At 44.8% G+C, this 14044-nt stretch carries 12 protein-coding genes, 1 tRNA gene and 1 pseudogene; 4 read left to right on the top strand and 10 right to left on the bottom strand.

The window, feature by feature from the left end:
- Positions 1-104: 104 nt before the first annotated feature.
- On the bottom strand, positions 105-338 hold the full coding sequence (locus C3Y98_RS00850; protein ID WP_135276237.1) for a hypothetical protein: 234 nt from the start codon (positions 336-338) through the stop codon (positions 105-107).
- A 252-nt stretch (positions 339-590) separates the two neighbouring features.
- On the opposite strand from C3Y98_RS00850, the pseudogene C3Y98_RS00845 reads away from it, so the two are divergent.
- Positions 591-1523, top strand: a pseudogene (locus tag C3Y98_RS00845) (integron integrase); the annotation flags it as partial.
- 388 nt (positions 1524-1911) lie between these two features.
- Here C3Y98_RS00845 and C3Y98_RS00840 read toward each other — a convergent pair.
- Positions 1912-1988, bottom strand: a tRNA-Arg gene (locus C3Y98_RS00840).
- Between the two features lie 160 nt (positions 1989-2148).
- Between C3Y98_RS00840 and C3Y98_RS00835 the strand changes: the two genes are divergently transcribed.
- Both C3Y98_RS00835 and C3Y98_RS00830 read left to right on the top strand, forming a co-directional pair.
- Positions 2149-3042, top strand: a complete 894-nt coding sequence (locus tag C3Y98_RS00835) for a c-type cytochrome (RefSeq protein ID WP_135276235.1) — start codon at positions 2149-2151, stop codon at positions 3040-3042.
- A 97-nt stretch (positions 3043-3139) separates the two neighbouring features.
- Positions 3140-3979, top strand: coding sequence for a symmetrical bis(5'-nucleosyl)-tetraphosphatase (locus tag C3Y98_RS00830; protein WP_135276234.1), 840 nt, complete (start codon positions 3140-3142; stop codon positions 3977-3979).
- Here the strand turns inward: C3Y98_RS00830 and C3Y98_RS00825 are convergent.
- From C3Y98_RS00825 to C3Y98_RS00790, 8 genes are all read right to left on the bottom strand, one after another.
- Positions 3968-4753 (bottom strand): lysophospholipid acyltransferase family protein, encoded by a 786-nt coding sequence (locus tag C3Y98_RS00825; RefSeq protein ID WP_245234277.1) that lies wholly within the window; start codon positions 4751-4753, stop codon positions 3968-3970. The genes C3Y98_RS00830 and C3Y98_RS00825 overlap by 12 nt on opposite strands.
- Positions 4754-4911: 158 nt before the next feature.
- Positions 4912-5682 carry a GNAT family N-acetyltransferase gene (locus C3Y98_RS00820; RefSeq protein ID WP_245234276.1) on the bottom strand — a complete coding sequence of 257 codons (771 nt, stop codon included), beginning with the start codon at positions 5680-5682 and terminating at the stop codon, positions 4912-4914.
- Between the two features lie 270 nt (positions 5683-5952).
- The gene (locus C3Y98_RS00815; protein WP_135276232.1) at positions 5953-6405 is read right to left on the bottom strand and encodes an outer membrane lipoprotein; all 453 of its coding nucleotides are present in this window, start codon (positions 6403-6405) and stop codon (positions 5953-5955) included.
- Positions 6406-6479: 74 nt separating this feature from the next.
- Positions 6480-7436: a carbohydrate kinase family protein gene (locus C3Y98_RS00810; RefSeq protein ID WP_135276231.1), complete on the bottom strand. Its 957-nt coding sequence runs from the start codon at positions 7434-7436 to the stop codon at positions 6480-6482.
- Between the two features lie 120 nt (positions 7437-7556).
- On the bottom strand, positions 7557-8120 hold the full coding sequence (locus tag C3Y98_RS00805) for a TetR/AcrR family transcriptional regulator (RefSeq protein WP_135276230.1): 564 nt from the start codon (positions 8118-8120) through the stop codon (positions 7557-7559).
- 59 nt (positions 8121-8179) lie between these two features.
- The gene (locus tag C3Y98_RS00800; RefSeq protein ID WP_135276229.1) at positions 8180-8959 is read right to left on the bottom strand and encodes a hypothetical protein; all 780 of its coding nucleotides are present in this window, start codon (positions 8957-8959) and stop codon (positions 8180-8182) included.
- A gap of 13 nt (positions 8960-8972) precedes the next feature.
- A complete protein-coding gene (locus C3Y98_RS00795) occupies positions 8973-9398 on the bottom strand; it encodes a CopD family protein (protein ID WP_135276228.1) in 426 nt (141 codons plus the stop codon).
- On the bottom strand, positions 9399-9899 hold the full coding sequence (locus C3Y98_RS00790) for a peroxiredoxin family protein (RefSeq protein WP_135276227.1): 501 nt from the start codon (positions 9897-9899) through the stop codon (positions 9399-9401). It lies immediately after the preceding gene.
- Between the two features lie 168 nt (positions 9900-10067).
- Here C3Y98_RS00790 and C3Y98_RS00785 point away from each other — a divergent pair, with 168 nt between their 5' ends.
- On the top strand, positions 10068-13937 hold the full coding sequence (locus tag C3Y98_RS00785; protein ID WP_135276226.1) for a DUF3683 domain-containing protein: 3870 nt from the start codon (positions 10068-10070) through the stop codon (positions 13935-13937).
- Positions 13938-14044 lie beyond the last annotated feature (107 nt).

The following is a 14044-nucleotide window of genomic DNA, read 5'->3' as shown; positions in this document are numbered from 1 at the left end:
CCTAACGTTTGAAGTAAGGGGCTGGCGACATCGGTGGCTCAACCATCGTTATTGAAAGTTGTATCATCGAAGCGCGCTTTCGCCAGTCCCGCTTGACTGATGGGTTAGGCTGGTGCATGCGATAAGAATAGTAAAGGGTCATTTTTTAACCAATGCTCACTTAAATACACTAAACCAAAAGGCTCAGATTTCAACATGATGCCAGCCTCATTTACATTGATGCTTTTAATATCTGCTTCAGAAACTGCAATTAGCTCAACAATACCAATGGTTTTCCCATTCTCAAACATGACGGAATCACCAATCAAAATTTCTGAGCCATCTTGATACTTAAACATTAATGCCTAACAGTAATTATAGAGACCCATGGGTCTCTATATTAAGAATTTGAAAATTGATATACATGGCTGGAATACCTTGCTCCTTCTTGGTTTTATTGTTTATGCGTCTCCATATTAAATTATTAATATAGAGACAGAGCGTTACTTCTTTCTGATTGTAAACTAATGGCTTTTTTATCACCACCATAGGAGCTAAAATTATGGGGTCAATCTACCGCTTCAAACCAACCGCCTCGTCTTCTTGATTTAGTTGCTGCGATTTGTCGTCGTCGACATTTCAGCTTCAGAACCGAAGAGGCCTATATTCATTGGATTAAACGATTTATCTTCTTTCATCAAAAGCGCCATCCTAATCTCATGGGCGTATCGGAGGTCGAAGCCTTTCTGAATCATCTTGCAGTCGATCGGTACTGTTCTGCTTCTACCCAAACACAGGCATTAAATGCTTTAGTGTTTCTTTATCAGGAAGTACTTGCAAATCCTTTAGGCAATATGAAAGGCTTGCAACGCGTGCAGCAACGTCATCGTGTACCTGTGGTATTGAGTATCTCCGAGGTAAAAAAAATTTTAGATAATATGAACGGCACCTGTCAGTTAATCGCCCAACTGATATATGGCGCAGGGCTTAGAGTCAATGAATGCTTAGGCTTGAGAGTGAAAGATATAGATTTTGAAACTGGGTCATTAAGTGTGCGAGACGGTAAAGGTGGTAAGGATCGCACCACCCTTCTTGCTAAACAATTATTTGTACCTTTACAAAAACACTTAGTGAAAGTGGCTCAGATACATCAAACTGATTTGAATCGTGGGGCTGGTTTTGCAGCTATGCCTGGTGCGCTTTATAAAAAGTACCCGATGGCTTCTCGTTCTTTAGCTTGGCAATACGTGTTCCCATCAAGTGTGTTGCGTGACTGGAGTCAGGGTCAAATGAAAGTACGATGGCATATGTCAGATAGCACGATTCAGAAGGCCTTTAAGCTGGCATTAAGACATGCCAAGATCGAAAAGCACGCATCTATTCATACATTACGACATTCGTTCGCAACTCATCTTTTAAGTGCAGGTACAGACATCAGAACGATTCAACTATTACTGGGGCATCGTAGTCTGCAAACAACCATGATTTATACACATGTCATTGAAGCAACTAAGTCAGTGATTAGTCCTTTCGATAATCTTTAATTAACGACTACTGTTAGCGGATATTTGTTTAATGTCCGCTTTGCGGATTTAGCTGTCGAATCGAAAACATTTTTTGGCAACAATATTTCTTTTCAGAGAGTTTTGATATGGCTGACTTAAGCCAGAATGGATGGTATTTGTATTCAATAATTGGTGGCGCTTTTAAACTGCAAGAGCTGGCATATCCCCGCAATTTTGAGTGGCACCTTTGGGCAAGAATACTCATTCTGCTAATGAGCCTTAAAGTAAACTATGTATCGAATGGTCATTTAGCAATATTCACAATTGGAAGCATATAGCTGGCTTTGTGATTTGGAAGCATAAACCTGTCTTGGGGGTAAAGTTATGCTTCCACTGACAACAAGGTGAGCTAACCTATTGATTCTGATGGCGCGCCCGGCGGGATTCGAACCCACTACCCTCGGCTTCGGAAACCGATACTCTATCCAAATGAGCTACGGGCGCAAAGTAGCGTTGCATTATAGCAAACTGAGCTACTGTATGTGGCTTTAATGCGCAATCGAGCTCATCTCCAAAGTCAAATTTTTTGTGGGTATGCTTTTTGTCATAAGCTAAAGTGTAGGTATAATGAGATTTTATCCATATATTTTCAGGAACAAACGTAATGAGTAATGTAGATAATGAAGCTAAAGGCTACTCTCTAGGGCAGATTCTGCTCGCGACCTTTGCTGGTGTCGTTGGTATTGTTGCATTTGTAGTGATTGTCGCTAAAGTTTTTGGCGTAATGGATCCGGTAGAGGTTGATGCGCCTGCAGCGGAGCAAGTAGCTAAGCTTGATGAAAACATTAAACCTGTTGCGGTTGTAGAGGTTGCAGAAGAAACTACTGGTACGACTGCTGGTAAGAGCGGTGCTGAGGTAGTTAAAGCGGTTTGTTCTATGTGTCACGCGGCTGGCTTGATGAATGCGCCAAAAATTGGTGATAACTCACAATGGGCTCCACGTATCGCTCAAGGTTACCAAACACTGGTAAAACATGCGCTTGAAGGTATTCGTAGCATGCCTGCTCGCGGTGGTAATCCAGCGTTAACTGATGATGAAATAGCGGGTGCAGTGGCTGAAATGGCAAACGCATCAGGCGCTAAATTTACTGCACCTAAACCTAAAGCGGCTGACGCAGCGCCTGCTGCAAAAGCAGCCGAAGCTGCACCTGCCGTGACTGAGCCTGCTAAAGCGGCTGAGCCAGCAAAGGCAGCAAAAGGATCTGACCTAGTTGTTGCAGCTGCAGCATCTGCACCAGTTGCTGCCGGTAAAAGTGGCGAGGAAGTGTATAAAGCAGTTTGTTCTATGTGCCACGCTGCTGGCTTGATGAATGCGCCGAAGTTTGGTGATAAAGCACAGTGGGAGCCTCGTGTTAAACAGGGTTACGATACATTGGTGAGCCACGCAATCAATGGCGTACGTACGATGCCAGCTAAAGGTGGTAACCCTGCATTATCTGATGCAGAGGTTGCTGCAGCAGTAAAACATATGGCAAATGCTGCGGGTGCCGGGTTTTAAGTAGAGATTTTTGCAAGGTAGTACACTAAAGCCACTTGATACATTAAGTGGCTTTTTTATTGGCGATATATTTTAACTATCAGGGCGGTATGGGGTCGTGGCTACTTATGCAATAGGCGATATACAAGGTTGTTATCATGCTTTTCAAGCATTGTTAGCACGCCTTAAATTTGATCAAGATAAAGACCAGCTTTGGCTAGTGGGTGATTTAATTAATCGCGGCAGCGGCACGCTGGAGGTGTTGCGCTGGTGCTATGCGCACCGAAACAGCTTACGTATTGTGTTGGGTAATCATGATTTGCATGCCATCGTGGTAGCTGCGGGTATCGTTGCTGCGCATAGGGGCGATACTTTGCAATCATTGCTGGCTGCTGCTGACCGCGATGTGCTGCTAGATTGGCTGCGTCACCAGCCCTTAGTGTATCAGGATGCTGATTACTTAATGGTACATGCGGGTTTGCTGCCTCAATGGACTGTAGATCAAACTATGGCCTACGCGGCAGAGGTTGAGTCAGCGTTGCGAGGTGAAAATTACCTGCATTTTCTAACGCATATGTATGGCAACTTACCCAACTGCTGGACGCCAGACTTAACCGGGGTTGATCGCTTGCGCGTCATTACTAATGCGGCAACACGCTTACGTATATGTACCGCAGACGGTGAAATGGAGTTTAAATTTAAGGGGGAGCTGCAAGATATTCCTCACGGCTATATGCCTTGGTTTGATGTGCCTTCACGCGCAAGCAAAGATACTCAGGTGATTTTTGGTCATTGGTCTGCGTTAGGGCTACAGCAACGTAAAAATCTATTTGCCTTAGATACCGGTTGTTTATGGGGTGGCAAGCTAACTGCAATGAATTTGAATACTAAGGAAATCGTGCAGGTTGATGCGCATCCTTTAGATCGACCGGTAGCGATTCAGAAGTCAGAGCATTAATTGCTTGCGAATTAAGCCTTCGATATGCAGCGTGAGTGTGCGTCTGTCCATTGCCGCATATTCTGCTGGTGTGATGGGTGCAAGAAAGTGCAGCACGATGATTGGGTTTTTTTGCAATAGCATATTGCGCATGGATTCAACCAAGGTGGTTTCACCTGCGTAAGCAATCTTGGTATTGATGCTGCTATCAGCGTTTGGGTAGTGTAAAGCCACCGGCCAAATGGGTGACTTAGCCAAAATAGCCGCCTGAATTAAGCTGCTCTTAAATGGCTTCATTTCTGTGCCATCGGTAGTGGTGCCTTCAGGAAACAAACACAAATTATCGCCACTTTGCAGGCTGGAGTAGGCGGTATCAATCGTGCGCTTAGCATCCTGCCGTTTAGTACGGTCAATAAATAATGTGTTGGCTTTGCTGACTAGATAGCCAAAGATTGGCCAGTTTTTAATTTCAGATTTTGCAATAAAGCGTAACGGAATCACACTGTTGAGTGCATGAATGTCAGACCATGAAACATGGTTTGCCACAAACATCGTATTAGAGAGCGCTGTGTTTTTGCTAGGCAGTAACCCGGTCTTTTTTACTTGGATATTAAAAGCAGCCAGTAAGCCTGTGCACCACCATTGAATCAGCCTGGCTTTTATTTGATTGCCGGTGAATGGGAATAAAACGAATGCTAAAACCAAGCCCACACATGTGTGGCATACAATACGTGCCACTCGGAAATAGCGGGTGATTGCATTGGTTTGGTGAGTGGTAGGTTGTGTTGTGTGCAAAGTAACAGAGCTAATCAAGAGCAGGGCTTTTATTTTACATGAGTTATATAGCGTTGCATCTGGCAATATGCCGCAACCTCAGCGCTTTCTATCTTAACTTGTGTTGAATGGCTTGCTGCACAGCACGATAGTTAAGGTAGAGCGAGTCAGCTCTCAATTTACTTTAAGAAGTGCGCGGCATACCTTGGGTTGATTCTGGATAGTGGCAACATCACTAGCATATCCGCGGTGTTGAAATATGGATCCCATGCTGGCTCGCCGCAAATATAAGCACCCAGACGTAAGTAGCCTTTAATCAGAGGAGGGCATGCAACTTGTAAATCGTTATGCAATGCTTGTATTGGTAGTGGGTTGCGAGCAAATACACGGTACTCTAAAGGCGATAAGTATTCGTCACGTAATTTGTTGTAGAGGCTAGCCGCGCTGTGACCGCCATCCGACATGCTCATGCTACCGCAGCCAATCATGTACTCGTAGTTATGAATCTGCATGTACTTTGCAAGCCCAGCCCATAACATGGTAATAGTCCCACCGTTACGGTAGTTCTGGTGTACACACGCTCTGCCTACTTCAACAGTGCGGTCAAATAAATGAGATAGTCGGCTTAAATCAAATTCGCCAGCAGAATAATAGCCGCCAGCTTCGTTGGCCTTGGATGGGCTTAATATCCTATAAGTGCCAATCACTTGATTGGTGCCGCTGTCGCGCACAATTAAATGGTCGCAAAACTGGTCAAAGCCATCAATATCTAGACCACCGGTGCCTGAAAGCTGTGCACCCATTTCTTCAGCAAAAACTTTATAGCGCAAGCGTTGTGCCTCTTCAATTTCAGCCTGCGTATGCGCCAAGTTTACATACAGTCTTCTTTGTGAGGCTGACTCTTGGTTACGTGCATTGATGCTTCCAATTAAGGTTAAATCTTTACGCATGATCTGGCTACTCTCCATGAAATTTATCTTTTATGCTTGAGCAGCACTTTAAAGATGGAATATGAAGAATTAATGACGTGCAGATGATGCTTTGTTGACAGTAGCCTGATGCGTAGTAGTGCTGCATTCAGGTTTGATAGGGCGTGTGGTAAACGCTTAGCTTTAGTTTGCCAAGCTTGTTAAGTGAGTGGTGGTGTCAATGCTGTAACCGCGAAGCCTAGGCTGTAATATAGCTTAGGCATCGCGGTGATTGTGAACGTTAGGCGTTGTTTAGTGCGATACGCGTGTGGTGCCGCCGTTTTCAATCAGGCGTACTCTTTGCCCAGCTGAAAATGCTTCATCCGCTTCTTGCACAACTGCAAGCAGGCCACCACCATCTAGTTTGACAGTGATTTCCAATGCATCTTTTCTGGTAGCTACTTCCTCAGCAGCAGAGCCAGCAATGCCGCCCACCACAGCGCCAATCACTGTGGCAATCGCGCTGCCTTTGCCGCCACCCACTGAGCTACCTGCGATGCCGCCAACTGCACCGCCAGCTAGCGTGCCAATCGGTGATTTTGTGCCTTCAAGTTTTACTTGGCGCACGCTTTCTACCGTACCAGTTCTCACTGTTTGTGTTTTTCTGGCATCCTCTCTGCTGTACACAGAGCCAGAGTTGGAGCTTGCGCAAGCAGCTAGAAATACGCTGAGTAGGCCTACTGCGATAAGTCGACTGATATGCATTTTATTTTTCCTTTAATCAGTGAATATAAATTTTAAAAGTTTTACCTTTACCGACATACTAAAGCAGCCGGTATTTAGTTGGCTAGACCTTCTGTTAACGCCGTTTCATTGACGAGTGCTTGAGTGTAAATAATCTCAATCTCTGCTCGTGTTGGCGCATGGTTTTGCCCGCCGCGGTGCGCAATTTTAATTGCGCCCATGGTCGAGGCAAGTCTGCCACAAGTTGGCCAATCCCAGCCTTTAGCAATACCATACAGTAAGCCTGCACGATAAGCATCACCACAGCCGGTTGGGTCAACAATCTTATCTGCTACAACGCATGGAATATCGAAACGTTGACCGTCAGCATAAATTTGTGAGCCTTGACCACCTAATGTTACGACTAGCGCTTTAACTTTTAGTGCCAGTTGTTCGAGAGTTAGGCCGGTTTTATCTTGAATAATTTGTGATTCATAATCATTGACTGCAAGATAGTCTGCCATTTCAATAAAGTGCAGCAGCTCTTCACCGTTGAACATAGGTAGACCTTGCCCAGGATCAAATAAGAACGGAATGCCAGCTTCATGGCATTCACGCGCATGCTGAAACATCCCATCGCGGCCATCCGGGGCAATTACTGCCAAGGTAATATCTTTAGCTTCTTTCACACTGTTTTGGTGCGACTCTATCATCGCGCCTGGGTGAAATGCCGTAATCTGATTGTCATCAGTATCTGTTGTAATAAAAGCTTGGGCAGTAAAGCTGTTTGGAATGATTTTGATGTGGGCTGTGTTGATTTTATTTTTATTCAGCCATTGTGTGTAAGTGCCAAAATCCTCACCGGCAGTTGCCATGATGAGCGGGTTGCCATCGAGCAGTTGCAGGTTGTAAGCAATATTACCTGCTGTGCCGCCAAATTCTCGACGCATTTCAGGCACGTAAAACGCAACGCTTAAGGCGTGAATTTTATCTGGCAAGATATGATTTTTGAATTTATCTTGAAACACCATAATGGTGTCAAAGGCGAGTGAGCCGCAAATAAGTGTGTGCATGGAATTAACGCAGAAATGAAAAAAGAATCATTATCTTAGGTATTAGCCTAGGTAAGCAAGTTTAATAGTTAGGCAGATTTAATCCGTGCGACATTTGTTGCGCAGGATGCACTTGTTTGTTTATTGCGTTGATGCGCCGTCAATCAGGATTTTGGCTGCTGTTTTTGCGTATTTAATGGCGCCTGAGCCGCGTTTCATTTGCTCAGCTTGTACCGCACCTTCAAATATTAAGGATAGCTGTAGCGATAAGCCCTCGGCATCTTTAATATTGGCTTCGGTCGCCAAGTGATGAATGTACTGCTTAAATTGCTGGGATTGCTGTGAAGATAATTGATGCACTGGATTATCTTCTTGAGGAAACTCTGCCGAGGCTTTAATAAAGCCTACGCCATGAAAATCAGGCGATGTGACCCACTCTTCAATGTAGTCAAACAGCTTTTGCAGCTTTTCGCTAGGTTGTTTGGTGTTGTTGCTTAACTTGTCGTTGAGCCAGTTTTGAAAATCTTGATGACCTTGTTTCAATACTTCGAGAATGAGCACCTCTTTGCTGCCAAAGTATTTGTACAGTGTCATTTTGGTAGTGCCAGCGACAGCCACAATGGTATCAACTCCGGTCGAGTTAATGCCCTGCGTTTGGAACAGATTGCTCGCAGTAGTGAGTATTTTTTCACGTAGGCCAGTCATAGCACCATTATACTAATCTGTATAGAGTGATTGCAACTGTTATTATTTGGGTCTGTCAGCTACTTTGATGCGGCCATCAGCATTGGCGTATAGTTGCATCGTATTTTTTCTAGGTACACATTAGCAATTGCAAGGTCTTCAAGGTTAGAAGGTAACTTGCCGCCTACTACATTTTCTAAGTAAATGGCTTTATGCTTATCCGGCATTTGTAATACTTCGGGGAACTGGCATGAGCCTTGGCGCATTAGCTCAAATTTAGCGTACATTTGCGTCGCATCTTGAGCGGTCAGTTGTTTGCTCTGTGCTGTCGCTAGCGTGGGGTTGTGTGCATCACTTGATTCAGCGCTGATCTGAGGCGCTGATTGCTGATCTTTTAGCATCGGTGCCCATATGAATGACGTGCCGATAGCCAGAGCCAGCGTCGCCGCAATGCTGTAGGCAACCGGCTTGTTAACAGCACGCTTAACCTTTATAGCTGCCGGTGGTTGGGTTTGTGCCAAGATCAGCGCATTGGCTGCTTTTTTTGCATGCATTAGGCTATTGCTCAGAGGGTGAGTAATATTTTGCTGGGCGGCACTACGTGCAATCAATACGATATGTTCGGCTAAGGTTTCAGGGTTTTCTGCCCCTAGTGCTTGTGCCTGCGCTATGCAGTAGCTAAGTAATAACGCATGGTTTGTATTGTTTAAATGGCAATGTTTCAGCATGTTGGGTGCTTTTAGCCAGTCGTTTAGAATGTCAAACAGGCTTAATAAACGCCCCTCAGGGGTGTTGCTTGATTTGGCTAACATGTAAATGAGCCAAGACGAGCCTAGCAGGTCAGAATCTTCATTGTTCATGTTTATCTCTCTATTAAAAAGGTTTTACCACAACGAGTATAACAACGGCGGTGAGGATGATCACCGGTAGTTCATTGAACCAGCGATACCAAATATGGCTGTGCTGGTTCTTGTTCTGCCTGAAGTCATTCACGAGTTTACCGCAATAAATATGGTAGCCAATAAGTATGGCGACCAGTGTGAGTTTTGCATGCATCCAAGCGCCAGAAATGCCGTAACCCAACCACAGCCATAAGCCAAAGCCAAGTGCTAATAAGGCGAGTGGCAGCATGAAGCGGTAAAGTTTTTTTTCCATCAGTTTCAAGCGCTCAGAGGTGTTCTGGTCGGGTGTTGCGCTATCAAGCACCATCGCGTGGTTAACAAATAGTCTGGGTAGGTAAAATAAGCCTGCAAACCAACTGGTGATAAAAATAATGTGTAGCGCTTTAATCCAAAGCATTTAAACACCTAACTCTTTATTTAATAATTGCTGTAATGCTACAAAATCTAACTCGCCCATGGTTCTTTGTAGTAAGTCACCTTGCTTGTTGTAGATAAATGCAGTGGGTGTTAGTCGTACTTGGCCAAATAGTTCGGTGAGGGCTGCACTTTGGTCATATGTTACAGGGAATGGCAACTGTTGGGATTTGCTATAGTTTTTTATTTGCGAGATTTCGTCATGTGGCATGGCGACCGCAATGATTTCAAGCCCCTTGGATTGGTAGGTGTTATATGTTTTAATTAATTCAGGCATTTCTTTAATGCAGCCTGGGCAGTCTGTGGCCCAGAAGTTAACGATGACGACTTTGTCTTTCAAAGATGCCATCGAGATTTGTTGGCCATCGATCGTGTTAAATGTCACATCTGGCGCTTGCGGTTTTTTAGTCAACTGCAGCCCCAGTAGCGCTAAAAGTGCAATAATAATTACCGGCAGTAATGATTTCTTTAATAATTGTTTCATCTTGGTAGTCTAACTTTATTAATGGATATTCTGGGTGAATTTTTTTCAGGTGTTGCTATCATAAAGGTGTGTGCGTGATAAATAACCATATCACAGTCGCGCTTATTTGCCAGCTTACACCATGTTATAATGATTCTTTAATAGCAAAGCTATTTGTCAAAAACTACAATGAACGCACCTCTATTAAGCACTATTTTAAACGCAGAGCCTAAGCCTGCTACGCGCTTGCGCGAAATTCCCTATAACTATACTTCTTTCTCTGACCGTGAAATTGTCATTCGGTTTCTTGGAGAGGAAATTTGGAGTATTTTAAATGAATTGCGCGGTGAGCGTAAAACTGGGCGTTCCGCACGCATGCTGTTTGAAGTGCTGGGCGATTTGTGGGTGGTATCACGCAATCCATATCTGCAAGATGACTTATTAGAGAACCCTAAGCGTTGCAAAGCGCTAGTGGATGCTTTGAAGCACCGCATTGCCGCGATTGATGAACGCAGTGCTGGCAACGCAAAAGTGCTTAAACTGGTGGTTGCTGCACGCCAAGCGGTGACTAAGTTCGAGAACGAGTTTAAGCACACGGCTAATCTGCGCAAAAAAGCACTGGCTAAACTTTCAAAAATCACGCGGAAAGACAATATCAAGTTTGATGGCTTGTCACGGGTGTCGCATGTGACCGATGCCACCGACTGGCGTGTCGAATATCCGTTCTTGGTATTAACACCAGATACGGAAAGTGAAATCGCGGCGATGGTACGTGCCTGTATCGAGTTAGGGCTTACTATCATTCCTCGTGGCGGCGGCACTGGCTATACCGGTGGTGCAGTGCCACTGACTCCTTTGTCTGCAGTCATTAATACCGAAAAGCTTGATCAACATACTGGCGTGCAAATGCGCACATTGCCTGGTGTTGCTCGCCAAGTGGCCACTATTGAGTGCGGTGCTGGTGTGGTCACCAGACGCGCGATGGAAGCGGCTTCTGATGCAGGGTTAGAGTTTGCCTGTGATCCAACGAGTGCCGATGCTTCTTGTATCGGCGGCAACGTAGCCATGAACGCAGGCGGTAAAAAAGCCGTGTTATGGGGTACTGCCTTGGATAACTTGGCCTCATGGCGCATGGTGACGCCAGATGGGGAGTGGATGGAGGTTGAACGCCTAGACCACAACCTAGGCAAAATTCATGATATTGAAATGGCTAGATTCAAAATCAGCCGTTACAGTGAAGACATGAAAACCTTGTTGTCTGAGCCTGAGATTTTGGAAATTCCAGGCCCTAGCTTCCGTAAGGTTGGCTTGGGTAAAGACGTGACAGATAAGTTTTTATCTGGTTTGCCGGGTATTCAAAAAGAGGGTTGTGATGGGTTAATCACCAGTGCGACTTTCATTTTGCACCGTATGCCTAAATATGTGCGTACCCTTGCCTTAGAGTTCTTTGGCAATGTGTCGCATGCAGTGCCGGCTATCGTAGAAATTAAAGATTATCTAGATGCAACCGCGAAACAAACGCCAGCCGTCATTATGGCGGGTCTTGAGCATATGGATGAGCGTTATATCAAGGCAGTAGGCTACGCAACTAAAGCTGCGCGTCAGCAACGCCCGAAAATGGTATTGATCGCAGATATTGCGTCTGATGATGAAAATGCCGTGGGTGAAGTTGCCTCCAGCATGGTGCGTTTATGTAACGCACGTAATGGCGAAGGTTTTATTGCAGTATCTAGCGAATCCCGTAAAAAATTCTGGTTAGACCGCGCTAGAACTGCTGCAATTGCTAAGCATACCAATGCGTTTAAGATCAATGAAGACGTGGTGATTCCATTGCCACGTTTGGGCGATTACTCTGATGGTATCGAGCGCATTAATATTGATTTATCTATCAGAAACAAGCTGAAACTGATTGATGCCTTAAAAGTCTTTATGCAGGGCGAATTGCCTTTGCAGGCCGATGAAGAAGGTAATGCTGATTTAAATATGGTGAAAACCAAGCAAACAATGGCGTTGGCATTGTTAGATGACTTGCGTACGCGCTGGAGTTTTGTTTTAGATCATCTGGATGAACCTGTTTCCGTGCTGGGTGAGGCTGGTAAAGCATATGCACATTATGAAAATGTGTTTAGAGCAGTGCAGTCTTATGATTTGCGAATCTCCTGGAAGCGCGAGTTAAAACGCCCAATGGCCGATATTTTTGCCGGGCGCGAGTATCAAAAAATACTTGAGCGTTGTGACGAGATTCACAAGCAAGTGCTGAAAAGCCGCGTGTTTATTGCCCTGCACATGCATGCCGGTGACGGTAATGTGCATACCAATATCCCTGTTAACTCAGATGATTATGGCATGATGCAAGATGCGCATGCGGCCGTTGCTAAGGTAATGGCGCTGGCACGTAATTTAGATGGTGTTATTTCTGGTGAGCATGGCATCGGTATTACCAAAATGGAGTTCTTGGATCAATCTACGATTGATACATTTACTAACTATAAAAATAAAGTGGATCCTAACGGACACTTTAATAAAGGCAAGTTGCTGGCTGGCTCTGGTTTAGAGAATGCTTACACGCCAAGCTTTGGTTTGCTTGAGCAAGAGTCCATCATTATGGAGCAATCTGCAATTGGAGAAATTGCGGACGACATCAGTGATTGTTTACGTTGCGGCAAGTGTAAGCCAGTATGTACTACCCATGTACCGCGTGCAAACTTGTTGTATAGCCCACGTAATAAGATTTTAGGTACGTCATTGCTGATTGAAGCCTTCTTATACGAAGAGCAAACACGACGTGGTATTTCAATTAAACATTTTGATGAGTTTAATGATGTAGCAGACCATTGTACGGTTTGCCATCGTTGCGAAAAGCCATGTCCTGTGGATATCGACTTTGGTGACGTTTCAATCAAAATGCGTAATTTCCTGCGTGAACAAGGTAAAAAGCAATTTAACCCAGGCACTGCGCTAGGTATGGCATTTTTGAATGCTAAAGATCCGGCCACTATTAAATTATTGCGCACTGTAATGATTAATTGGGGATATAAAGCGCAAAATCTTGCACATGGCTTGGCTAAGCGCTTTGGATTGTTGCGTGATAAAAAGCATCCACCAGCAACCGTAGGCAAAGCGGAAATCAAAGCGCAGGTGATACATTTTATTAATCGCCCTATGCCGAAGAAAATGCAATCTAAGACCTCACGCGCGATGTTGGGCTTAGAAGACGATCATATGATCCCAGTAATTCGTAACCCGCAAAAGGTGACGGATGATTCTGAAGCCGTGTTCTACTTCCCAGGCTGTGGCTCTGAGCGTCTGTTCTCAAATGTAGGTTTGGCGACGCAGGCAATGCTGTATGAAGTGGGTGCGATCACCGTGTTGCCGCCAGGTTATCTATGTTGTGGTTACCCGCAAACTTCTGCAGGCAATCATGACAAAGGTCAGGAAATCACGGCAGACAACCGCGTGTTGTTCCATCGTGTCGCGAATACGCTTAACTACTTGGATATCAAAACAGTTATTGTGTCTTGTGGTACTTGTATGGACCAATTACAGAAATACGAGTTTGAAAAGATTTTCCCTGGCTGCCGCTTGTTGGATATCCATGAGTATCTGATGGAGAAAGATGTACGCTTGCAAGGCGTTACCGGTACGCGCTATATGTACCATGATCCTTGCCATACGCCGATGAAAACGTACAAGCCACTGGAAGTGACCAATACGTTAATGGGCCAAGATGTTGCATTAAATGATAGATGCTGCGGTGAGAGCGGTACCTTTGCGGTGGCACGCCCAGATATTTCGACGCAGGTGAAAATGCGTAAACAGGAAGAACTGGAAAAGGGCATGAAGCAAATGGGCTTGACTGTAGGTGCACCAGAAGAGCAAGTGAAAATACTCACCTCATGCCCAAGTTGCTTGCAAGGTCTATCACGTTACGGTGAAGATACCGGTATTGAAGCTGACTACATTGTGGTGGAAATGGCGAAACATATTCTAGGTGAGAACTGGATGCAAGAGTATGTACATAAAGCCAACAACGGTGGTATTGAAAAAGTATTGTTGTAACAGTAGATACGCCTCATGTAGATTGCATACGGCAATTTACATGAGGCGTGTAGCAGTGACTCGTTAGGCGGGTTGTTTGATCTGAAAGCCTTGCAAAGGATTATATG

Source organism: Methylotenera oryzisoli (assembly GCF_004661485.1).
Lineage (GTDB): Bacteria > Pseudomonadota > Gammaproteobacteria > Burkholderiales > Methylophilaceae > Methylotenera > Methylotenera oryzisoli.
This window is presented reverse-complemented; position numbering and strand designations above follow the sequence as displayed.